Raw genomic sequence first — 22,516 nt, 5'->3', positions numbered from 1 at the left:
AAATGGCAAAACAAAAATTTGAAAGAAGTAAACCACACGTAAACGTAGGAACAATAGGACACGTAGATCACGGGAAGACAACAACAACAGCAGCAATATCAAAAGTATTAGCGGCAAAAGGATTAGCACAAAAAGTAGATTTTGAAAACATAGATCAAGCCCCAGAAGAAAGAGAAAGAGGGATAACAATAAATACAGCTCATATAGAGTATGAATCAGAAAACAGACACTATGCACACGTAGACTGTCCAGGCCATGCCGATTATGTAAAAAACATGATAACAGGGGCAGCACAAATGGATGGAGCTATATTAGTAGTATCAGCAGCAGATGGACCAATGCCACAAACAAGAGAACATATCTTACTAGCAAGACAAGTAGGAGTACCATACATAGTAGTATACTTAAATAAAGTAGATATGGTAGAAGAAGAAGAATTATTAGAATTAGTAGAAATGGAAGTAAGAGAATTATTATCAGAATATGACTTCCCAGGAGATGAAATACCAGTAGTAAGAGGATCATCATTAGGAGCATTAAATGGAGAAGAAAAATGGGAAAATGCAATCATTGAATTAATAAATCAAGTAGATTCATACATACCAACACCAGAAAGACCAGTAGATCAACCATTCTTGATGCCAATAGAAGATGTTATGACAATAACAGGAAGAGGAACAGTAGTAACAGGAAGAGTAGAAAGAGGAACAGTTAAAGTTGGAGAAGAAGTAGAAATAGTAGGGATAAAAGAAACTTCAAAGACAACAGTAACAGGAATAGAAATGTTCAGAAAATTATTAGATTCAGGAGAAGCTGGGGATAATATAGGAGCATTATTAAGAGGAATAAAGAAAGAAGAAGTAGAAAGAGGACAAGTATTAGCAAAACCAGGATCAATACATCCACATACTAAGTTCAGAGGGGAAATATATGTATTAACAAAAGAAGAAGGGGGAAGACATACACCATTCTTCACAGGATATAAACCACAATTTTACTTCAGAACAACAGATATAACAGGAGAAGTACACTTACCAGAAGGAGTAGAAATGGTAATGCCTGGAGATAACATATCAGTATCAGTAGAATTAATACACCCAATAGCAATTGAACAAGGATTAAGATTCTCAATAAGAGAAGGTGGAAGAACAGTTGCATCAGGAGTAGTTGCAGATATTAACGAATAATAAAATTAAAATATATAAAATAGCCTAATTTATTAGGCTATTTTTACAAAGGAGTAATCATGAAAAAAATACCTAACGCAGTAGGACCTTATTCAGCATTTTATGTAGCAGGAGATTTTCTATATATTTCAGGTCAACTTGGAATTAATCCAGAAACTAACCTTATAGAAGGAAAAACGGCGGAAGAACAAGCTAAACAATCATTAGAAAATATTAAAACTATACTTGAAATAAATGGGTTAACTACTAAAAATGTAGTTAAAACTACAGTGTTATTAGATAGTATAGATGATTTTGTAAATGTTAATGAAGTTTATGCAACTTTCTTTGAAGAACCATATCCTGCAAGATCAGCTTTTGAAGTGGCTAAATTACCTAAAGGTGGACTTGTAGAAATAGAAGTAATAGCGTATATTAAATAACTATTAAGCCAAATTTTAGATTGATTCTATTATTTGGCTTTTTAATTTGAAATTTGAGATTATAAGAAAATAAGGAACTACATTAAAAAAAATGTAATTCCTTAGATTATTTATTTTGATAATATTAAATTTAAATATGTAATTTACTAATATATATTTTATAATTTAAGTGTTATAAACTTTTATTTATTTTGTTATTAAGGAACTTCATCATACTCTTTTGTACTTCTAAAAACATTAATCCAACTTGAGAAATTTCCATTTTAATTTTACATTTAAATACTTTTTTATTTTCGTCAGTTAATTTATCTTTAAATTCTACATAATTTATATTGTTTTCTGTAGTATAAAAACATCTAGAATGTGCAACTGCATTTCTTATACGTTTATAAAGATTAACATTTTCTTTATTCTCATTAGGATAAGAAGTCTCTATAGAAAAATTAAGAGTTTTCATTTTTTTGTTAAGTTTATTTTGAAATTGTTTGTCATTCAAAATTTCTTTAGGCATAACTAATAATATATATAAAAACATTTGTAATGTAGCCGTATTTCCAATACCGTATTTATTTAAAATTTCTTTAAACTTAGAATTATTATCGTTGTCTTCTTTAAAACAATTATTTTTAAAAAAATCACTTTTTAAAAAATTTGATTTATGTAATTCATAAATTAGTGTAGTTATTGTAAGTGCTTGTGAAAGAATAGTTTCTATATTTTTATCAGAATGTTTTGATAGATTTTCCATAAATAAATACCTCCATAAATTGATTTGATTTTATATATTAATAAACTGTTTTTGATGAAATTTATTTAATTAATATATTTCTTCTAATATGAATTGATTTTAACATTTTTTTATATCGAGTCAACATTTTTTAAAACTACTTAGAATATAAAATTTAAAATGTGTAAAATATTTTTTAAACTCAAATTTTGTATTTGTTTTATGGCAAAATTACTGTTAAATTAAGGTTCTTTTTTTATCGTAAACCTTTAAAAAATCTTGATTTTATGCTATAATTATATATAAAAGAAAATAATGTGGAGGGAATATGTCAGATAAAAATTATGGTGGAGATAGTATTACAGTCTTAGAAGGATTGGAAGCTGTTAGAGTAAGACCAGGAATGTATATAGGATCTACTGGAACAAGTGGATTGCATCACTTAGTTTGGGAGATAGTTGATAATAGTATAGATGAAGCTTTAGCAGGATTTTGTGATACGATAACTATTAAAATGTTGCCTAATTCTGTGATAGAAATAACAGATAATGGTAGAGGGATACCAACAGAAACTCATAAATCAGGGAAATCAACTTTAGAAGTTGTAATGACAGTACTTCATGCAGGAGGTAAGTTTGATAATTCAAATTATCAATTTTCAGGAGGGCTTCATGGAGTTGGAGTATCAGTAGTTAATGCTTTATCAGAAGAATTAATAGCAACGGTTACAAGAGATGGTAAAGTTGTAAGACAAACATTTTCAAAAGGTAAACCTATAACTGAAGCGTTGGAAATAGGAAAAGCTCCTAAAAATGCTCATGGTACAACTATTAGTTTTAAACCTGATGCAGAAATATTTGAAAATATAAATTTTGAATATTCGGTATTAGAAAGAAGATTAAAAGAATTAGCATATTTAAATAGTGGGTTAAAAATAATTTTAATAGATGAAAGAGATAAGGAAAATATTAAACAAGTTGATTTTTGTTTTGAAGGTGGTATAAAAGATTTTGTAAGAGAAATCTCAGATGGAGATAATATTATAGGTAATGTAATATACATGAAAGATCAAGTTGTTTTATCTAAAAATGAATTTGATGATGATGGGAATCCACTTCCTGATAAATATTCAGAAGTTGAAATTGCCATGACTTATAGAAATGCTCAAGATACAAGAGAATATTCATTTGTTAATAATATTAATACATATGATGGAGGAACTCACGTATCAGGATTCAGAACAGCTTTAACTCGTATAATGAATGATATGGCACGTACTTTAGGTAAAAAAGGTAATTTTCAAGGTAGTGATGTTAGAGAGGGGTTAGTTTGCGTAATAAACTTAAAATATCCAGAACCTCAATTTGAATCACAAACTAAATCAAAACTTGGGACAACAGAAGCAACAGGAATAGTATCTGGTGTAGTTTCTAATAAACTTAAAATGTATTTAGAAGATAATCCTAAAGAAACTGAGGTTATAATAAACAAAATATCTATATCTAAAGATGCTCGTGAGGCAGCAAAAAAAGCACGTGAAGCAGTTACTAAAAAAAATAGTTTTGAATTTGGTTCACTTCCTGGTAAACTTGCAGATTGTCAATCGAAAGATCCAACTATTTCAGAGGTCTTTATAGTCGAAGGAGATAGTGCAGGAGGTTCTGCAAAACAAGGAAGAAAGAGAGAATTTCAAGCAATACTTCCATTACGTGGTAAGATATTGAATGTTGAAAAAGCTAATGAACACAAGATACTTGAAAATTCAGAAATAAAAAATATGATAACAGCGTTTGGTACAGGTATACTTGATAGATTTGATGTTGAAAAATTAAGATATCATAAAATAATAATAATGACAGATGCCGATGTTGATGGTGCTCACATTAGAACGCTTATGCTTACATTCTTCTATAGATATTTAAGAGAATTAATTAATCGTGGACACATATATATAGCTCAACCACCATTGTATAAAATAACAGTAGGTAAAAGTATTAAGTATGCTTATTCAGATGCTGAACTTAAAGCAATTACCTCAGTTATAGAAAGAGAAAATAGAAGATATAATATACAAAGATATAAAGGGTTGGGAGAAATGAATCCAGAACAGCTTTATGAAACTACAATGGACCCAGAGGTTAGAACACTTTTAAAAGTAACATTAGAAGATGCACAGTATGCAGATCAAATGTTTAATATATTAATGGGAGATAAGGTTGAACCAAGACGTGCATTTATTGAAGAGCATGCAACTTATGTTAGAAATTTAGATATATAAAATTTAAGATAGAGGTGAAAAATGTCGGATAAATATGATGAATTTGATGATTTAGAAAAAGAAATTATTGAAGAAACAGAAGATAATACGGAAGATAGTGCTGAAGTATTAGAGGTAATGCGTAGAACAGAAATGTCTAATGAAATACCTATATTCATAGAAGATGAAATTAAAAATTCATATTTAGATTATTCTATGAGTGTTATAGTTTCTCGTGCATTACCAGATGTTAGAGATGGATTAAAACCAGTTCATAGAAGAATTTTATTTGCTATGAATGATATGGGTATGGGTTATGATAAGCCGTATAAAAAATCAGCAAGAATAGTTGGGGAAGTATTAGGTAAATATCATCCACACGGAGATAGTGCAGTGTATAATTCTATGGTAAGAATGGCACAAGATTTTAATACTAGATATATGTTAGTTGATGGACATGGAAACTTTGGGTCTGTTGATGGAGATTCAGCTGCAGCGATGAGATATACGGAAGCTCGTATGGCAAAAATTACATCAGAATTACTTGTGGATATAGATAAAGATACTATAGATTGGAGAAAGAATTTTGATGAAAGTTTAGATGAGCCTAAAGTTCTTCCGGCTAAACTTCCTAATTTACTTTTAAATGGAACTACTGGAATAGCTGTAGGAATGGCTACGAATATTCCACCTCATAATTTGAGAGAAGTATCAGATGCTATAGTTGCTTTAATAGATAATAAAGATATTAGTGTTGATGAATTAATTACATATATTAAAGGACCTGATTTTCCAACTGGAGGTATAATATACGGTAAATCAGGAATATACTCAGCGTATAAAACAGGTAGAGGTAAGGTAAGAGTTTCAGGTAAAACGCATATAGAAAAAGATAAAAAGTCAGGAAAAGAATCAATAGTAATTACAGAAATCCCTTATCAAGTAAATAGAGCTAAACTTATAGAAAGAATAGCAGAACTTGTTAAAGATAAAAGGATTACAGGGATATCTGATTTGAGGGATGAAAGTAAAACAGATACAAGAATTGTTATAGAATTAAAAAAAGGTGAAGAAAGTGAATTGATCTTAAATAGTTTATATAAATTTACAGATCTTCAAACAACTTTTGGTATAATAATGCTTGCATTAGTTAATGATGTGCCTCGTGTATTAAATTTAAAGCAAATATTAGTTAAATACTTAGAACATAGATATGATGTAATAGTAAGAAAAACTAGATATGAATTAAATAAAGCTAAGAAAAGAGCTCATATATTAGAAGGGTTTAGAAAAGCACTAGATCATATAGATGAAATTATTAGAATAATAAGAGGTTCAAGTGATGGTAATACTGCTCGTATAGCATTGATGGAAAAATTTGATTTTACAGATATACAAGCAAGAGCTATACTTGATATGAGATTACAAAGATTAACAGGTCTTGAAAGAGAAAAAATTGAAAATGAATATAAAGAATTATTAATTTTAATTAAAGATTTAGAAGATATATTAGCTAATGATTCAAGAGTATATGAAATAATTAGAAATGAAGTTTTAGAGCTTAAAGAAAAATACGGTGATGATAGACGTACTGATATTGAGAATGATAGATTAGAAATAGGAATAGAAGATTTAATTAAAAATGAAGATGTTATAGTTACTATAACTAAAAAAGGATATATTAAACGTATGTCACTAGATGCATATAAAGCACAAAAAAGAGGTGGACAAGGAGTATCAAGTACAACTACAGTTGAAGATGATGTTCTTAAGGATATATACACTGCTAAAACTTTAGATAAGCTTATGATATTTAGTGATAAAGGTAAAGTATATTCTACTAAGGTTTATGAAATTGCTGAAAGTTCTAAACAAGCACGTGGTAAATTGATTCAAAATATTATAGATCTTGAAGAAAATGAAAAGGTAAGTGTAATTATTAGAGTTGATGAAAAAGAAAATGACACAAGAGATTTAGTATTTATTACTAAGAGTGGAATAATTAAGAAAACTAAGCTTGAAGAATTTAGAAGTATAAATAAAAATGGTAAAAAAGCATTGACATTTAAAGATGATAGTGATGAAGTTAAATTTGTTGGTGTAACATCAGGAAGTGGAAATGATGAAATATTCATAGCAACTAAAGATGGAATAGCTATTAGATTTAGTGAAAAAGATATACGTTCTATGGGAAGAAGTGCAGCAGGAGTTAGAGCAATTAAATTAAATGAAGGTGATGCTGTAGTTTCAGCTGATATCATTAATAGTAATGATGATATTGAAAAATTAACTGTACTTACTATAAGTTCTAAAGGGTATGGTAAGAGAACACCATTAGAAGATTATAAGACTCAATCGAGAGGTGGAAAAGGTCTTAAGAATTATAAGTTAGTAGGAGAAAATAATTTTGTAGTTTATTCTGCGATAATTAAAGAAAATGAAGTAGAAAATGGAGAAATTAACCTTATAGCTATATCTTCTAGTGGAACAGTTATTAGAACAATTATTAAAGATTTATCTGTAATAGGAAGAAGTACTCAAGGTGTTAGAATACAAAAACTAAAACATAAAGATGAGTATTTAGTTTCAGCTGATAGGGTTATTTCTGAAAGCAAAGAGGAAGATGTAGAAGATTAGAGGTTATAAGTTATGGAAAGATTTAAAAGATTTCTATTTTTACTAACTAATGATACTGAAATAAAAGAAATAATTAAATTTTCAAAAAGCCTTAAAGAAAAATTTGGAGATAATATTGAAAATGACCTTGTATATGTTAAAAATTTAGAAATTTATGAAAAATTACCTTTGACAATACAAGGTCTAGGTGTTGTTAATAATACAGTAGATTTGGCGAAAGAATATAGAACTATTGAAAATGATAAGTATAATGATTATTATATTCAACTTGAACCATATTTTAGAAAAGTTTATACGTTAGAAGGAACAATATTAGATGTAGTTTTAGAAGAATTAAAAGCTTATGATTTACTTGTTGTTTGTAAAAATGATGGTAATAGATTGAGTGATAATCTTAATGGATTGTTAAAGTATCATTATAAGCCAATGATAATATTATCAAATACTGATACTGATTATAATTTTGATAATATACTTATGCTTAATGATGGAGGATATAGGGTAAATACTACTGTATATCAATATTTTAATATATTTGGTGTTAAGGATATAGATGTATTAAGAGTAAATGTAGAAGATGAAAATAGACTTATTGAAAGATTTGGGTCACAATGTAATATTATTGATAAAAATGGGGATCCATCTAAAATAATATTAGAGTATTCTTCTAAATATGATATGTTACTTATGGGTAATTTGAGATATTCTCTTTTAATTGGAAAATTAACAGGACAAGTTGGAGTTAAAGTTTTAGAAAATACTAAAACTCCAATATTTATAGGGTGATGTTATGAAAATATTATTGGTTTCAGACTCTCATAGAGATGTAAAATATCTTTATGAAGTAGTAGAAAAAGAAAATCCAAATATAATTATGTATGCAGGTGATCATAGTAGTGATGCATATGATTTAAATTTAGCTTTTGATATTCCAGTATATATAGTTAGAGGAAATTGTGATTATGATGATTATACGGGTATAGATATAGAAGAAATAAAAATAGATGGCTTAGGTAAGGTTATACTTACCCATGGTCATTTATTTGATGTTAAAAGAAATATGAATAGTATATATACTATGGGCGTTGAAAAAAATGCTAATATGGTGATTTTTGGTCATACACATATACAGCATTTAAGTAAGTTTAATAATATTTTATTTGTTAATCCTGGTGCAATAGTAAATCATGAATATGCAATATATCAAGATGGCAATATAGAATTTAAAGGAGGACGAAATGTTTAAAAAAAGTGTTAAAATGTTTGAGACGGTAATGGTATGGCTTTTATCTCTTTGTTTAATAACTCAACTTCTTTTAGTATTTAAGATTATGGATTTAGCATATAATTTAAAAGGAAGTATAACGAATCAAACAGATTTTATAACATTAGTGACTAAACTTTCAACAAAAAGTGTAGATTTAAAAGCTATACAATTTTTGGGAGCTACAAATCGTTTATTTTTATTGATTTTGTTATTTGTATTTGCTGCCTTCATAGTTTATAGAGTGATAAAAAAAGAAAATAATAGATTATTACAAGCTAGCACTGTTATGATATGGGTATCATCTATGAGTACTGTTTTTTATGTATATATTACAAGAGATGTATTTTATGCTTTAAATAGTATAACAACAGGAGAATATGGTTTAAGTTTTGAAAATGCAATGTATTTATTAGGAAGAGTTCAAAAAATAATTGATTTTAGAGATATAATAATAATATTGTTATTTATAATTCTATTTTCAACATTGGGTGCAATAATTCTAAATATTAGAGAGATATTAGATAAATCAGATGATATTAAATTTGCTAAATTAAATTTAGGTATATTTTTATCATCAATTATTCTTTTATTTTCTTTAGTATCATGGAATTTATATATTAATTATTCTGTTAAACAATTTAATCCTTTAGAATATATGGTTAAAAACTATATTCATAATAATGATGATGTATATTTAGTTGGTAGTATAAATATGAAGAAAGTTAATGCAAATAATATTGATCCAGCTTTTAGAATGCTATATCTAAAAGGAGTTAATTATGAAGTTGAAAATCCAGAACAAGCTTTAGTTGGAAATGAAGAAAAATCAATTAATGTTAGTTATGATATAGAGAATAAGGAATTTTTAGGTTTAAAAACAGGTAATCTTAAAACAAAAGTATACATAGATAAAGTTCCTAAAATAGTAAATAATATAGAAAATATAAATGTTAATAGTTTATTTAATTTTTTAAATGAATATGATGGAAGATATATATCTAAAAGTATACATGATGATATTACAGGTATATATGAAGGTAATGCAAAAGATGGGAAAAAAGAATACTATATTTTAGAAAAAGTTAATAAAGATCAATTAAGTATTACAGAAATAGTAGGTTTAAATAATATTAATATTGTCTATAAATTAATATATATAGGTGTTATGTATGAACAAAATTCTAATATTGTAGGATTTGAAGCATTAAATAACTTTGAAGCACAAAAAATATATATAGATAAAGAAGAGTTAATTAATGTACTTAAATCAAATAATATAGTAAAAGTTAAATGATGAAGTGGAGGAAAAATGTTTGATGATTTAAAAAAAATAAGAGAAGAAGCTCTTAAAGAGATACAAGATATATCTTCTATTGAAGGATTTAATGAATTAAGAATTAAATACTTTGGTAAAAAAGGTCTATTCACTTCTGCTATGAAAGAAATAGGAAATATTGTAGCTGAAAAAAGAAAAGAATATGGAGCTGTTGCAAATGAGTTTAGAAATGAAATACAAAACGATATAGATGCTAAACTTGAAGTGTTAAAAAAAGAAGTAAAAAAAGCAAGATTAGAATCTGAGATTATAGATATATCTTTACCAGGAAGAAGTTTAGAAAAATCTAGTTTACACCCAATTACTAAAACTTTAATAGAAGTTAAAGAAATTATGAGTGAAATGGGATTTGATATAGTTGATGGGCCTGAAGTTGAAGAGGTAAAATTAAATTTTGATGCATTAAATATACCTAAAACTCATCCTTCAAGAGAATTGACAGATACGTTCTATATAAATGATGATGTAATATTAAGAACTCAAACATCACCAGTTCAAATTAGATATATGAAAGAGCATAAACCACCATTTAAAATGATATCTATAGGTAAGGTTTATAGACCTGATTATGATGTTTCACATACACCTATGTTCCATCAAATAGAAGGTTTAATGGTTGGAGAAGATGTATCTTTCTCTAACTTTAAGGCAATACTTGAAAGTGTTGTAAGAAGAATATTTGGTAGTGATAGAAACGTAAGGTTTAGACCTCACTTTTTCCCTTTTACTGAACCTAGTGCAGAAATGGATGTAGAATGTGGAGTATGTAGAGGTGAAGGTTGTAGAACATGTAAGGGAACTGGATGGCTTGAAATATTAGGTTCAGGTATGGTTAATGTTAAGGTTCTTGAATATGCCGGAATAGATGGAGAAAAATATCAAGGATTTGCTTTTGGTATAGGAGTTGAAAGAATTACTATGTTGAAATATGGAATAAATGACTTAAGAGCATTCTTTGAAAATGATATTAGATTTTTAGAACAGTTTTAATGGAGGAAATATGTTAATTTCACTTAATTGGTTAAAAGATTATATTAATCTTGATGAAAATATAGATATAAAAGAATTGGAAAATGCTTTAACTATGATAGGTCAAGAGGTTGAAAATATTGAATTACAAGGAGAAAATTTAAAAAATATTTTAACTTCTAAAATTTTAGAGTTGAAAATGCACCCAGATTCAGATCACTTAACTGTATGCCAGGTAGATAATGGTTCTTTTGTTTCACAAGTTGTATGTGGAGCTAGTAATCATAAAGAAGGTGATATAGTTGCTATGGCACAAGTTGGTGCTAAGCTTAGTGAAGATTTTGTTATAAAAAAAGGTAAGATAAGAGGAATAGAGTCTAACGGTATGTTATGCTCTGAAACAGAACTTGGAGTGGGCAATGATAATTCAGGTATAATAATATTCCCTAAAGATACAAAGTTAGGTATTCCTTTAAATGAATACTATAATTTAAATGATACTGTATTTGAGTTAGAGATAACACCTAATAGACCTGATTGTTTATCTCATATTGGTATAGCTAGAGAACTTTCAGCTTACTATAATACTGAATTAAAAATGCCTAAAATTAATAATCATAAAGTTTCTGAAGAACTTATTGATATTAATATAAAAGATAATTTATCAAAGAGATATATGGCTCGTGTTATTAAAAATGTAAAAGTTGGACCATCACCAAAATGGCTTGTTACTAGGCTAGCATCTATGGGTATAAGAAGTATAAATAATTTAGTAGATATTTCTAATTTTATTATGATAGAAACAAATCAACCTAATCATATATTTGATTTTGATAAATTGAAGTCTAATAAAATTATAGTAGATAAAGCTAGAAATGATGAAAAATTTACTACTTTAGATTCTAAAGAAAGAATTTTATCAAATGATGATATAGTAATTAGAAATGGGGAAGAAGTAATAGCACTTGCAGGCGTTATGGGTGGAGAAAATACAGAAGTAAGTGAAAATACTAATAATATATTAATAGAATTAGCTCATTTTGATAATATCTCAGTTAGAAGAACAAGTAGAAGACATTCTTTAATTAGTGAATCTTCATATAGATTTGAAAGAGCTGTGGATACTGAAAACTTTGATTATGTTATGAATAGATTAACTGATTTAATCGTTGAAATAGCAGGTGGAGAAGTTTGTGATATAAATGATGTCTATCCTGTTAAAAAAGAGAAAAATATATGTCAATTATCTTTAGATAGAATGAATAGATTTATAGGTAAGGTTATTCCAAAAGAAAAAGTTATAGAAATATTTAATAAATTAGAAATAAAAGTTGTTGATAAAGGAGATACTTTAGAATTAACAGCTCCAAGTTTTAGAGGAGATTTAATTAATCAGTTTGATTATTTTGAAGAAGTAATACGTATGTATGGTTTTGATAATATAGAAAATAAAATGCCTAAAATTACTCTTTCAGAAAATAGATTAAACGATACAACTAAATATACAACAGATATTAAAGTGCTTGTTTCTAATTTAGGGTTAAGAGAGGTTATAAATTACTCATTTATACCGGCGAATTCATTTGAAAAACTTAATATGAATATAGATTCTGAAAATATAATAACTTTAAAAAATCCTATAGTTGAAGAATTTTCGGTTTTAAGACCTACTTTAATGTATAGTTTATTAAAAAATGTTAAGGATAATTTAAATAGAGGTCAAGAAGATATTAGATTTTTTGAGGTTTCTAAGAGATTTGTTTTATCTGATGATAAAATAGAAAAATCTGTATATATTAATGAAAAAAGAGTGAGTGAAAGAGAAACTTTAGGAATAGTTCTTAGTGGCTCATTTACTAAAAATTTATGGGCACCTAAACCTGAAAGTTATGATTTCTTTGATATGAAGGGTATAGTTGAAGCTATGTTTGAAAAACTAAACTTTAAATCTTATCAAATTAAAAGAAGTATAAATTCTTCATACCATCCTGGAAGAAGTGTTGATTTATTTGTAGGTAAAGAGTTAATTGGAACGTTTGGTGAAATACATCCTGATGTTTTAGAAAATATGGAAATTGATAGAAATCGTGTTATATATGCTGAAATTTATTTAGATTTATTATTAAAATATATTAATAAAGGTGTAAAATATAAGGGGTTAAGTAAATATCAATCTGTTCCTAGAGATATTGCTGTTGTTGTAAAAGAAGAAGTTTTAGTAGGTGATATGATTAAATCTATACAAAAAGTAGATAAATTAATAGAAAAAGTTGAATTATTTGATATTTATAGAGGTATAGGAGTTAAACCTGGGTTTAAATCAGTTGCTATAAGTATAGTTATGAGAGATGATAATAAGACTCTTGAAGAAAAAGATATTAATAGTGTTATGGATAAAATAGTAGGAAAACTTAAAAAAGAATTTGATGCGGAATTAAGATAATTATGAAATATGCTATATTTTTAAATGGTGAATATCCTGAATTTATAGAAGAATATAAAGAATTATTAAAAGATAGAGTAATATATTGTGCAGATGGAGGAGCAAATTTTGCGTATAAAGAAAGAATATTACCTAATGTAATATTAGGGGATCTTGATTCTATAACTTCTGAAGCTTTAGAATATTTTAGATCAAATAATGTAAGGATAGTTAAATTTTCTGGAGATAAGGATTATACTGATTTTGAATTAGTTTTGATGGATATATTAAATCTCAGTTATGATATGAATACGAGATTTAATGATGAAATAATACAAATAAAAACGGATATAGATGCTGTTGTTTTTGGAGCTACAGGTTATAGAGTTGATATGACTTTATCTAATTTGAAATTATTGGAAAATAATCCTAATATGGTTTTTATTACATCTTCTAATGAATATGTAGTGTATATTGATAAAAAATATGAAATAAAAGATAAAAAAGGATATATTGCATCTACTGTACCTCTTACTAATATTAAAAATTTAATACTTAAAGGTTTTGTGTATAATTTAGATGGTAAAGATATACCCTCAACTATGGGATTAGTTAGTAATATAGTTGCAGATGATTTGGCAACTATAGAATGTATTGAAGGTAAAATACTTCTATTTTTAAGAAAAGAAAATTAAATTTTGAAAATATATGTAAATAAAATTAGGCTTGAATTTTAATATTCATGCCTAATTTTTATTTTATTATTTTTTATTATGATATTCAGCAGCTATTGTAAATAATACGTCAGATGATGAATTTAATGCTGTTTCACAAGAATCTTGTATTATTCCTATAATAAATCCTATTGATACAATTTGCATAGCTATATCATTTGATATACCAAATAAACTTGCAGCAACAGGTATTAGTAATAGTGAACCACCAGTAACTCCTGAAGCACCACAAGCAGATAGTGCTGATAATATACTAAGTATTAAAGCAGTTAATAAATCTATTTGTATTCCTAAAGTATTTACAGCAGCTAAAGTAAGAACTGATATAGTAATTGCGGCACCTGCCATATTTATAGTTGCTCCTAGTGGGATAGATACTGCATAAACGCTTCTATCTAAACCTAAGTCTTCACAAATTTTCATATTTATAGGTATATTAGCAGCTGAACTTCTAGCAAAAAATGCAGTTAGTCCACTTTCTTTTAAACATTTAAATACTAATGGATATGGATTTTCTTTTATCATTAAAAATACTATTATGGGATTAAGAATTAATGCTACAAAAGCCATACTACCGATAAGAACGGCAAGTAATTGTAAATAGTCTGTAAATATGTTTAATCCACTTTCTGAAACTGATTTAAAAACAAGTCCCATTATACCTAAGGGTGCAAGATGTATTATCCATTTTAGTGCAAGTGAAGTAGCTTCAGCTAATGTTTCAAGTAAATCTTTAATATGAGAATTTGCTCCTTTTAAAGCTATTCCAAATATAACTGCCCAAGATAAAATACCTATATAATTTGCTGATGCAAGCGCAGCTATTGGATTATCTACAATTTTTAAAAGTAATTGTTGTATTACTTCGTATATATTACCTGGAGGTGTTATAGAACTAGTGTCTATATTATTCAATTGCTCTATATGTACTGGAAATATGAAACTTGCAATAACCCCTGTAGCAGAAGCAGCAAATGTAGCTAATAGATATAGTAATATAATATTTCTCATATTTGTATTTCCACTTTCTTTTCTATTAGCTATTGCACTAATTACAAGAAAGAAAACTAGTAGAGGAGCTATTGCTTTTAATGCCCCTACAAAAAGATTACCCATAATTGATATTAAAGTAAATTTTGGAAATAATATACCCAATATTCCTCCTAATATCATTCCTATAAGTATTTTATTTATTAAACTTAAATTTTTTATTTTTTCAATCATAAATTATTGATCCTTTCTTTTTGTTCTTTATTTTTCTCAATTGATTTTTGTATAAATAATTCAAATATTTTTTTTGAATTATTATTATTCTTAACTATTAATTCTGGGTGCCATTGTACACCTAATATCCAAAGATTAGAGTTTTGAGTAAATATAGCCTCTATTATTCCATCGTTTGCACAAGCTACAACTTCAAATCCGTTAGCAAGTTTATCTATTGCTTGATGATGATATGAATTGACTAAGCATTTATCACTCCCTATAATTTCTTTAAGAATACCATAAAGGTTTATAGAATGGGTTTCTGTACTTAATTTTGCCTCTTGTGTATGTTTGATGGTTTCAAATGGTGCAAGAGATAAATCTTGGAATAAGGTTCCTCCGAATCCAGAATTTATTAGTTGTAATCCTCTACATATACCGAAAACTGGCTTAGAATTAGAACAAGCTTCAGATAATAAATGTAGCTCAAAATGATCTCTTTCAGGCAATATTTCCTTTAATAATTTATGAGGTTCTTGATTATATAATTCAGGATTTACATCATATCCTCCAGTTAAAAGTAATCCATCTATGTTTTGGATATATGAATGTATAACATCTAAATTATCTGTTATAGGTAATACTAAAGGTATACCTCCTGCATCTATTATATTTTTTATGTAATATTGACTTACAAATGCTGTTTCATAACCTAATGATGAATCTTCTCTTTCGTAAGTTAGACTTGCTGATATTCCTATTATTGGTTTTCTTTCCATGTTTCCTCCTTAATATATCTTACCTTTTAATTCTTCTATATTTTTTGAATTTGAAATTAACATTAAATATTTAATTTCCATTTTCCAATCTTCTATTGTGGTTATAAGTTCATCTCTACCTTGTTTTATTAAAATTTTAAGAAATTGTTTAGAAATTCCTACAGCTTTTGCCCCTAAAGATAAAGCTTTTACGACATCTAAAGGATTTCTGATTCCTCCGCTTGCAAGTATATCTATATCTTTTTGAAATTTTTTAGAATATTCAAGTGAACTACAGGTATCATATCCTATTTCTTCAAAGTATTTTCTATTTTTATTTGCTCTTATATTTTCTATATTTGCAAAGTTTGTTCCTCCTGTACCGCTTATATCTATACATTTAACTCCCATAGAAATAAGTTCTTCCATTGTTTCACTATTCATACCAAATCCTGTTTCTTTTAAAATTATTGGAATTTCAATTTTCTTTAATATATGTTCTAAGTTTATTTTCCAATCTGAAAAGTTGTGATCTCCTTCAGGCATTAATAATTCTTGTATTAAATTTAGGTGTATTTGAATAAATTTTGGATTTGTTGCCTTTATTCCGGTTATAAATTCATCTACATTTTTATCTATACCTAAATTGAAACCAAATCCTTTAGGATAGTAGGTGCTTTTTCCTTTTAGTATAGGACTATATGATCCTGGGAAAAATAGTATATTAGTTTTTTTAGCAACATATTCTAAATCTTTATTTATTTTATCCCCTAAAGAGCTACCTCCAGTAATAGCATTAATATAGAATGGGAAATCTATTTTTATGCCACAAATACTTGTTTGTAGATCTATATCTTCTAATGAAAATTTAGGTAATGAAAAATACTTTAATCTATATTTATCGAAAGAGTTAAATTTTTCAATTTGCTTTAATGCTAGTTCTAAATGTTGATCTTTTCTATTCATAAAAACTCCCTAAAATATTACTTTAAGGATATATTAACAATAAAAGTAAAAAAAGTAAATAAAATTTAAAAAAATTATTGACATATTTTCCAAAATGATATATACTAGCACTATAAGAGTATGAGTGCTAATGGGAGGTGAAATACTTGAACGATAGAGAAAAAGAGGTTTTTAGAATAATAGTTACCCATTATTTAAATAATGGTGAATCGGTTGGATCAAGAACTTTAGAAAAGAAATATAATATAGGAGTTTCATCTGCGACTATAAGAAATGTGATGTCAGATCTTGAAACGATGGGTTTAATAACAAAGACTCATACATCTTCAGGAAGAATACCTACTATAGAAGGATATAGAAGATATATAGAGGATGTTGTTCCTAATTCTGATTTAGAAGATACGATTAAAGATAAAATTTTTATGTCTTATCAAAAAAGAATAAATGAAACAGATCAAATCTTTAAAGAAACAGTTGAAATGTTGTCAAATATTTCAGAAACTATGGCTATTGCTATAGAACCATCTTCTGATTTAGAAATTGTAAAAAAAGTACAATTTATTAAAATAACTGATACTAATATATATGTAGTAGTTGTTTTGAAAAATAATATAATAAAAACATCAGTATTAACAGTAAATACTTATATGAGTGAAGATAATATAGAAAATCTTAATCAATATATGAAAAATTTACTAGAAACTACTCATAAAACATTTACATTAAGAGAACTTGAAATATTCTTAAATAATATAGGGAATAGTGATCTTGAAATAGATAAAAGATATACTTTTGGAGATAATAAGGTATTTGTAGATGGAATGGATTATTTATTAAAAGATGATATAGAATTTGATAAATTATTAGAAGTAATGAAGACGATAAATAATAAAAATGAAGTTAAAGATATATTTAAAAAATTAGCTAAAAGTGTTGAATATGATGTTAATGAGACAAATGTAGTATTTGGTGAAGATATTGGATTAAGTAAGTTTGAAGGTTATTCTTTCATATTTAGGTGTTATGAATTTGGAGATGATAAAGGAATATTAGGACTTATAACCCCAACACGTGTAGATTATGCAAAACTTATAGGTATAATAGATTATGTTGTAGTTATGTTAAAAAAAGTTTTAAATCAAAATATGAATAATAAATTTTTAGAGTTTAAATAGATTAGGAGGCGAAATGTCAGAAGAAGTAAAAGATAAATTAGAGGAAGAAATTCAAGAACAAGAAGAGATAAAAGAAGAAGTTGAAAATGTAGAAAAAGAAGGAAATGAACTAGAAAAAATTAAAGCAGAGCTTGAAGAATATAAAAAAGCGTATGCGATTAAAATGGCAGATTTTCAAAATTTTTCTAAAAGAAAAGAAAAAGAGCTTCAAGATTTTAAAGAATATGCAGCTAAAGATATAATACTTAAAGTTTTAGAAAATTTAGATAATTTAGAAAGAGCTCAACTTGCAACGAATGACACAAATAATATGGAAGCTTTAATTGAAGGTTTGAATATGAGTGTTAATAATTTTAAAGAAATGTTAAAGCATGAAGGAGTAGAAGAAATAGAAGCACAAGATAAAATATATGATGCAACTGAACATCATGCTATAACTACTATATCAGACAAAGAAAAAGCAAATAATACAGTAGTTTTTGTATCTCAAAAAGGATATAAATTAAAAGGTAGAGTAATAAGACCATCAATGGTTGTAATAAATAAAATAGAAGAAGAAAATAAATAGGAGGAATAGAAATGAGTAAAATAATAGGAATAGATTTAGGAACAACAAATTCATGTGTAGCAGTTATGGAAGGAAGTGCATTTACTGTAATACCAAATGCAGAAGGAGAAAGAACTACACCATCAGTAGTATCAATAGAATCAAATGGAGAAATAATAGTAGGTTCTACAGCTAAAAGAAAGGCAATAACAGAACCTAAACAAACTGTAATTTCAATCAAAACACATATGGGTAGTGACTATAAAGTAGATATACATTCTAAGAAATATACACCACAAGAAATATCAGCAATGACTTTAAAGAAACTTAAAAAAGATGCTGAAAGTTATTTAGGAGAAGAAGTTAAAGAAGCAGTAATTACAGTTCCTGCATACTTTACAGATGCACAAAGACAAGCAACTAAAGATGCTGGGGAAATAGCAGGGTTAACAGTTAAGAGAATAATAAATGAACCAACAGCAGCAGCTTTAGCTTATGGATTAGATAAGGAAAAAGAAGAAAAAATATTAGTATTTGACTTAGGAGGAGGTACATTTGACGTATCAGTTCTTGAAGTTGGATCAGGTCTTGTAGAAGTTAAAGCTACAGCAGGTAATAATCATTTAGGTGGAGATAATTTTGATGAAGAAGTAATAAACTGGCTTGCAGATGAATTCCAAAAAGAACACGGAATAGATTTAAGAAAAGAACCTCAAGCATATCAAAGATTAAAAGATGCTGCTGAAGATGCTAAGAAAAAATTATCTTCAACACTTGAAACAACAATTTCTTTACCTTTCATAGCAATGGATGCGACAGGGCCTAAGAATTTAGAAAAGAAATTAACTAGAGCAGCATTTAATGAATTAACTAAACATTTAGTAGAAAAAACTAAAGGTCCAGTAAAACAAGCATTAGATGATGCAGGATTATCAGTAAGAGATATAGAACAAGTATTATTAGTTGGAGGATCAACAAGAATACCAGCAGTTCAAGAATGGGTTAAAGAATATTTTGGAAAAGAACCTAATAAATCTATAAATCCTGATGAAGTAGTTGCTATGGGAGCTGCTATTCAAGGTGGAGTATTAGCTGGAGATGTTAAAGATGTATTATTACTTGATGTAACACCACTTTCATTAGGAATAGAAACAATGGGTGGAGTATTTACTAAAATGATAGAAAGAAATACAACTATACCAACTAAAAAATCACAAACTTATTCAACTGCGACAGATAATCAAACAGCAGTTACAATACATGTATTACAAGGTGAAAGAGCACAAGCTTCACAAAACCATTCTCTTGGACAATTTAATTTAGAAGGAATACCTGCAGCTCCAAGAGGAATACCTCAAATAGAAGTTACTTTTGATATAGATTCAAATGGTATAGTACATGTTTCTGCGAAAGATTTAGGAACAGGTAAAGAAAATCAAATTACAATTTCTGGTTCATCAAACTTAAGTAAAGATGATGTAGAAAGAATGAAGAAAGAAGCAGAAGCTAATGAAGAAGCTGATAATAAATTTAGAGAATTAATAGAAGCTAGAAATATGGCAGATCAATTAGTAATGGCTACTGAAAAAACTATTAAAGAAAATGAAGATAAATTACAAGGAAATGAAAAAGCTGATATAGAAGCTGCAATTGAAGAAGTTAAGAAAGTTAAAGATGGAGATAGCATAGAAGATATTAGAAGTGCTATAGATAAATTATCTAAAGCAAGCGAAGGTTTTGCAACAAGAATTTATCAAGCAGCATCACAACAAGCAAATGCAGATAATTCAGAAAATAAAAATGATAGCGATGATAATATAGTAGAAGCAGAAGAAGTTAAATAGGTCATTTGACCTATTTCTTCTGTAAAAAGGAGAAATGTTATGATAGTACTAAGAAGTGGTTGTGTTACTGCAGAAATTGAAGAAATGGGAGCAGAGATTAAATCTTTAAAATTAGATGCTGAAGAGTTTATGTGGAACAAAAAAGACTTTTGGCCTAAGACTTCTCCAGTGTTATTTCCGTTTGTTGGAGGTCTAAGAGAAGGTAAATATATATATGAAGGTGTTGAATATTCTATGCCTACAAGACATGGATTTGCAAGAGATAATAAATTTGAAGTAGTATATTTAACTGATGATGAAGTTACGTTTAAATTTAGTTCAACAGAAGAAACATTAAAAAAATATCCATTTAAATTTGAACTTTATATGAAATACACACTTACAGGTAAGGGATTTAATTTATCATATTTAGTTAAAAATATAGATGAGAAAGATATGTATTTTTCTATAGGAGCGCATCCTGCATTTTTATTAGAAGAAAATTATGAAAATGTAAACTATATAGAATTTGAAAAAGAAGAAAGTGCAAGTAAATATAGATTGCATGAAAGTGGATTTTATGATGGATTAAAAGAATTTTTCTCAAAGCAAGAAAATAAAAAAGTTATAGAAATATTAGATAATAATTTTGAAGAAGATGCAATATCTTTTAAAGGTTTAAATTCTAATAAAGTATTTATTAAATCAAGAAATAACGATAAAGAAGTAATGGTTGATTTTACAGGATTTCCGTATGTAGCTTTTTGGAAATCATTGAAAGCTCCATTTGTATGTATAGAACCATGGTTTGGTATAAATGATAACATTAATCAAGGAAGAGATATAAAAGAAAAAGAAGGAATACAAAAACTAGAATCTAATTCAGAATTTAATGCTATATTAAAATTTGAATTTAAGAAAGGTAATTAATGAAAAAAGATTATTATGAATTACTTGGTATAAGTAAAAATGCAAGTGATGATGAAATAAAAAAAGCTTTTAGAAAAGCAGCTCTAAAATATCATCCGGATAGAATGGTTAATGCAAGTGAAGAAGAAAAAAAAGTTGCTGAAGAAAAATTTAAAGAATTAAATGAAGCTTATCAAGTACTTTCAGATTCAGAAAAAAGACAAATGTATGATCAATATGGTCATGCTGCTTTTGAAAATGGTGGTTTTGGTAATGGTTCTGGATTTGGAGGAGCAGGATTTGACTTTGAAGATATTATAAACAATGTTTTCGGAGGTGGATTTGGAGGCTTTAGTGGATTCGGTGGTTTTGGACAACAACAACAATCTAGAAAAAAAGGTGATGATCTTCTTTATACTGTAGAATTAACATTAGAAGAAATAGCTGATGGAGTACAAAAGGATTTAGAGTATACGAGAACCGGAGAATGTGATAGTTGTCATGGAACAGGAGCTAAAAACGGTAAAACTAAAACATGTTCTAAATGTAATGGTAAAGGATATACAGAAGAAGTTCAGAAAAGTATATTTGGAATGAGTAGAGTTCATGTAGAATGCGGTAATTGTCATGGAACAGGAAGTATACCTGAGTCTAAGTGTGATAAATGTAATGGTAAAGCAACAAAGAGAGAAAATGTAAAGAAAACTGTTAAAATACCAGCAGGTGTAGAAGATGGTTCAAGATTAGTTATTAGATCTGGTGGAAATTATGAAGGTCACGGAAGTGAATATGGTGACTTATATATACAAATTAGAGAGAAACGTCATTCAATATTTACAAGAAATGGTATAGATGTTTATTGTAAAGTGCCTATAAGCTTTAAATTAGCAACTTTAGGAGGGGAAATAGAGGTTCCAACTTTAAGAGGTAAAACTAAAATAAAAATATCAGAAGGAACACAAAATGGAACTAAAATGAGAATAAGAGATGCTGGAATTAAACATAGTTATGGCATAGGATCTCAAATAGTTGAAATTTTTGTTGAAGTTCCTACTAAATTAAACAGTGAACAAAAAGAAAAATTAATTAATTTTGATGATAGTTTGACTGAAAAAAATCAAAAACAAAGTAAAACATTTTTTGACAAATTAAAGGATTTATTTTCTTAAAGATT

19 protein-coding genes are annotated in these 22,516 nt (G+C 27.3%); 15 read left to right on the top strand and 4 right to left on the bottom strand.

What is annotated here, in order from left to right:
* The first annotated feature begins 2 nt into the window (after nucleotides 1–2).
* The gene (tuf, locus tag ACWYO2_RS00185; RefSeq protein ID WP_455514480.1) at nucleotides 3–1,187 is read left to right on the top strand and encodes an elongation factor Tu; all 1,185 of its coding nucleotides are present in this window, start codon (nucleotides 3–5) and stop codon (nucleotides 1,185–1,187) included.
* Between the two features lie 59 nt (nucleotides 1,188–1,246).
* Nucleotides 1,247–1,609, top strand: coding sequence for a Rid family detoxifying hydrolase (locus ACWYO2_RS00180; RefSeq protein WP_455514479.1), 363 nt, complete (start codon nucleotides 1,247–1,249; stop codon nucleotides 1,607–1,609).
* Between the two features lie 172 nt (nucleotides 1,610–1,781).
* Here the strand turns inward: ACWYO2_RS00180 and ACWYO2_RS00175 are convergent, their stop codons facing one another.
* Entirely contained in the window at nucleotides 1,782–2,357 is a 576-nt protein-coding gene (locus ACWYO2_RS00175; protein WP_455514478.1) for a HEPN family nuclease, read from the bottom strand.
* 307 nt (nucleotides 2,358–2,664) lie between these two features.
* Here ACWYO2_RS00175 and gyrB point away from each other — a divergent pair, with 307 nt between their 5' ends.
* The 8 genes from gyrB (at nucleotide 2,665) to ACWYO2_RS00135 (ending at nucleotide 13,919) form a co-directional block, all read left to right on the top strand.
* Complete coding sequence (gene gyrB / locus ACWYO2_RS00170) at nucleotides 2,665–4,614, top strand: DNA topoisomerase (ATP-hydrolyzing) subunit B (RefSeq protein WP_455514477.1); 1,950 nt, start codon at nucleotides 2,665–2,667, stop codon at nucleotides 4,612–4,614.
* 132 nt (nucleotides 4,615–4,746) lie between these two features.
* Nucleotides 4,747–7,230, top strand: coding sequence for a DNA gyrase subunit A (gene gyrA, locus ACWYO2_RS00165; RefSeq protein WP_455514482.1), 2,484 nt, complete (start codon nucleotides 4,747–4,749; stop codon nucleotides 7,228–7,230).
* Between the two features lie 12 nt (nucleotides 7,231–7,242).
* Nucleotides 7,243–8,016: a GntR family transcriptional regulator gene (locus tag ACWYO2_RS00160; protein WP_455514476.1), complete on the top strand. Its 774-nt coding sequence runs from the start codon at nucleotides 7,243–7,245 to the stop codon at nucleotides 8,014–8,016.
* Nucleotides 8,017–8,020: 4 nt separating this feature from the next.
* Nucleotides 8,021–8,476 (top strand): YfcE family phosphodiesterase, encoded by a 456-nt coding sequence (locus ACWYO2_RS00155; RefSeq protein WP_455514475.1) that lies wholly within the window; start codon nucleotides 8,021–8,023, stop codon nucleotides 8,474–8,476.
* A complete protein-coding gene (locus tag ACWYO2_RS00150; RefSeq protein WP_455514474.1) occupies nucleotides 8,469–9,791 on the top strand; it encodes a hypothetical protein in 1,323 nt (440 codons plus the stop codon). The genes ACWYO2_RS00155 and ACWYO2_RS00150 overlap by 8 nt, the downstream gene beginning before the upstream one ends.
* A 15-nt stretch (nucleotides 9,792–9,806) precedes the next feature.
* Complete coding sequence (gene pheS / locus ACWYO2_RS00145) at nucleotides 9,807–10,823, top strand: phenylalanine--tRNA ligase subunit alpha (protein WP_455514473.1); 1,017 nt, start codon at nucleotides 9,807–9,809, stop codon at nucleotides 10,821–10,823.
* A gap of 10 nt (nucleotides 10,824–10,833) precedes the next feature.
* Nucleotides 10,834–13,245, top strand: a complete 2,412-nt coding sequence (gene pheT, locus ACWYO2_RS00140) for a phenylalanine--tRNA ligase subunit beta (RefSeq protein ID WP_455514472.1) — start codon at nucleotides 10,834–10,836, stop codon at nucleotides 13,243–13,245.
* Nucleotides 13,246–13,247: 2 nt separating this feature from the next.
* Nucleotides 13,248–13,919 (top strand): thiamine diphosphokinase, encoded by a 672-nt coding sequence (locus tag ACWYO2_RS00135; RefSeq protein WP_455514471.1) that lies wholly within the window; start codon nucleotides 13,248–13,250, stop codon nucleotides 13,917–13,919.
* Nucleotides 13,920–13,985: 66 nt separating this feature from the next.
* Here ACWYO2_RS00135 and sstT read toward each other — a convergent pair whose 3' ends face one another.
* The 3 genes from sstT to fni are packed head-to-tail and all read right to left on the bottom strand — an operon-like array spanning nucleotide 13,986 to nucleotide 16,888.
* On the bottom strand, nucleotides 13,986–15,182 hold the full coding sequence (sstT, locus tag ACWYO2_RS00130) for a serine/threonine transporter SstT (RefSeq protein ID WP_455514470.1): 1,197 nt from the start codon (nucleotides 15,180–15,182) through the stop codon (nucleotides 13,986–13,988).
* Entirely contained in the window at nucleotides 15,179–15,943 is a 765-nt protein-coding gene (locus ACWYO2_RS00125) for a gamma-glutamyl-gamma-aminobutyrate hydrolase family protein (protein ID WP_455514469.1), read from the bottom strand. Before ACWYO2_RS00125 ends, sstT begins: the two co-directional genes overlap by 4 nt.
* 9 nt (nucleotides 15,944–15,952) lie before the next feature.
* Complete coding sequence (fni, locus tag ACWYO2_RS00120) at nucleotides 15,953–16,888, bottom strand: type 2 isopentenyl-diphosphate Delta-isomerase (RefSeq protein ID WP_455514468.1); 936 nt, start codon at nucleotides 16,886–16,888, stop codon at nucleotides 15,953–15,955.
* A 146-nt stretch (nucleotides 16,889–17,034) separates the two neighbouring features.
* Between fni and hrcA the strand changes: the two genes are divergently transcribed.
* Genes hrcA through dnaJ form a run of 5 tightly spaced genes read left to right on the top strand, consistent with a single transcriptional unit; the run spans nucleotide 17,035 to nucleotide 22,511 of the window.
* Entirely contained in the window at nucleotides 17,035–18,063 is a 1,029-nt protein-coding gene (gene hrcA, locus ACWYO2_RS00115) for a heat-inducible transcriptional repressor HrcA (protein ID WP_455514467.1), read from the top strand.
* A 13-nt stretch (nucleotides 18,064–18,076) separates the two neighbouring features.
* Nucleotides 18,077–18,631 (top strand): nucleotide exchange factor GrpE, encoded by a 555-nt coding sequence (locus ACWYO2_RS00110; protein ID WP_455514466.1) that lies wholly within the window; start codon nucleotides 18,077–18,079, stop codon nucleotides 18,629–18,631.
* 11 nt (nucleotides 18,632–18,642) lie between these two features.
* Entirely contained in the window at nucleotides 18,643–20,454 is a 1,812-nt protein-coding gene (gene dnaK, locus ACWYO2_RS00105) for a molecular chaperone DnaK (protein ID WP_455514465.1), read from the top strand.
* A 39-nt stretch (nucleotides 20,455–20,493) separates the two neighbouring features.
* On the top strand, nucleotides 20,494–21,363 hold the full coding sequence (locus ACWYO2_RS00100; protein ID WP_455514464.1) for an aldose 1-epimerase family protein: 870 nt from the start codon (nucleotides 20,494–20,496) through the stop codon (nucleotides 21,361–21,363).
* On the top strand, nucleotides 21,363–22,511 hold the full coding sequence (gene dnaJ / locus ACWYO2_RS00095; protein ID WP_455514463.1) for a molecular chaperone DnaJ: 1,149 nt from the start codon (nucleotides 21,363–21,365) through the stop codon (nucleotides 22,509–22,511). Before ACWYO2_RS00100 ends, dnaJ begins: the two co-directional genes overlap by 1 nt.
* The last annotated feature ends 5 nt before the right edge of the window (nucleotides 22,512–22,516 follow it).

This window comes from Pseudostreptobacillus sp., assembly GCF_977040545.1.
This window is presented reverse-complemented; position numbering and strand designations above follow the sequence as displayed.

Coding starts and splice junctions, on each gene's coding strand:
- tuf (WP_455514480.1), top strand. CDS start 3: ATGGCAAAACAAAAATTTGAAAGAAGTAAACCACACGTAAACGTAGGA.
- ACWYO2_RS00180 (WP_455514479.1), top strand. CDS start 1,247: ATGAAAAAAATACCTAACGCAGTAGGACCTTATTCAGCATTTTATGTA.
- ACWYO2_RS00175 (WP_455514478.1), bottom strand. CDS start 2,357: ATGGAAAATCTATCAAAACATTCTGATAAAAATATAGAAACTATTCTT.
- gyrB (WP_455514477.1), top strand. CDS start 2,665: ATGTCAGATAAAAATTATGGTGGAGATAGTATTACAGTCTTAGAAGGA.
- gyrA (WP_455514482.1), top strand. CDS start 4,747: ATGTCTAATGAAATACCTATATTCATAGAAGATGAAATTAAAAATTCA.
- ACWYO2_RS00160 (WP_455514476.1), top strand. CDS start 7,243: ATGGAAAGATTTAAAAGATTTCTATTTTTACTAACTAATGATACTGAA.
- ACWYO2_RS00155 (WP_455514475.1), top strand. CDS start 8,021: ATGAAAATATTATTGGTTTCAGACTCTCATAGAGATGTAAAATATCTT.
- ACWYO2_RS00150 (WP_455514474.1), top strand. CDS start 8,469: ATGTTTAAAAAAAGTGTTAAAATGTTTGAGACGGTAATGGTATGGCTT.
- pheS (WP_455514473.1), top strand. CDS start 9,807: ATGTTTGATGATTTAAAAAAAATAAGAGAAGAAGCTCTTAAAGAGATA.
- pheT (WP_455514472.1), top strand. CDS start 10,834: ATGTTAATTTCACTTAATTGGTTAAAAGATTATATTAATCTTGATGAA.
- ACWYO2_RS00135 (WP_455514471.1), top strand. CDS start 13,248: ATGAAATATGCTATATTTTTAAATGGTGAATATCCTGAATTTATAGAA.
- sstT (WP_455514470.1), bottom strand. CDS start 15,182: ATGATTGAAAAAATAAAAAATTTAAGTTTAATAAATAAAATACTTATA.
- ACWYO2_RS00125 (WP_455514469.1), bottom strand. CDS start 15,943: ATGGAAAGAAAACCAATAATAGGAATATCAGCAAGTCTAACTTACGAA.
- fni (WP_455514468.1), bottom strand. CDS start 16,888: ATGAATAGAAAAGATCAACATTTAGAACTAGCATTAAAGCAAATTGAA.
- ACWYO2_RS00110 (WP_455514466.1), top strand. CDS start 18,077: ATGTCAGAAGAAGTAAAAGATAAATTAGAGGAAGAAATTCAAGAACAA.
- dnaK (WP_455514465.1), top strand. CDS start 18,643: ATGAGTAAAATAATAGGAATAGATTTAGGAACAACAAATTCATGTGTA.
- ACWYO2_RS00100 (WP_455514464.1), top strand. CDS start 20,494: ATGATAGTACTAAGAAGTGGTTGTGTTACTGCAGAAATTGAAGAAATG.
- dnaJ (WP_455514463.1), top strand. CDS start 21,363: ATGAAAAAAGATTATTATGAATTACTTGGTATAAGTAAAAATGCAAGT.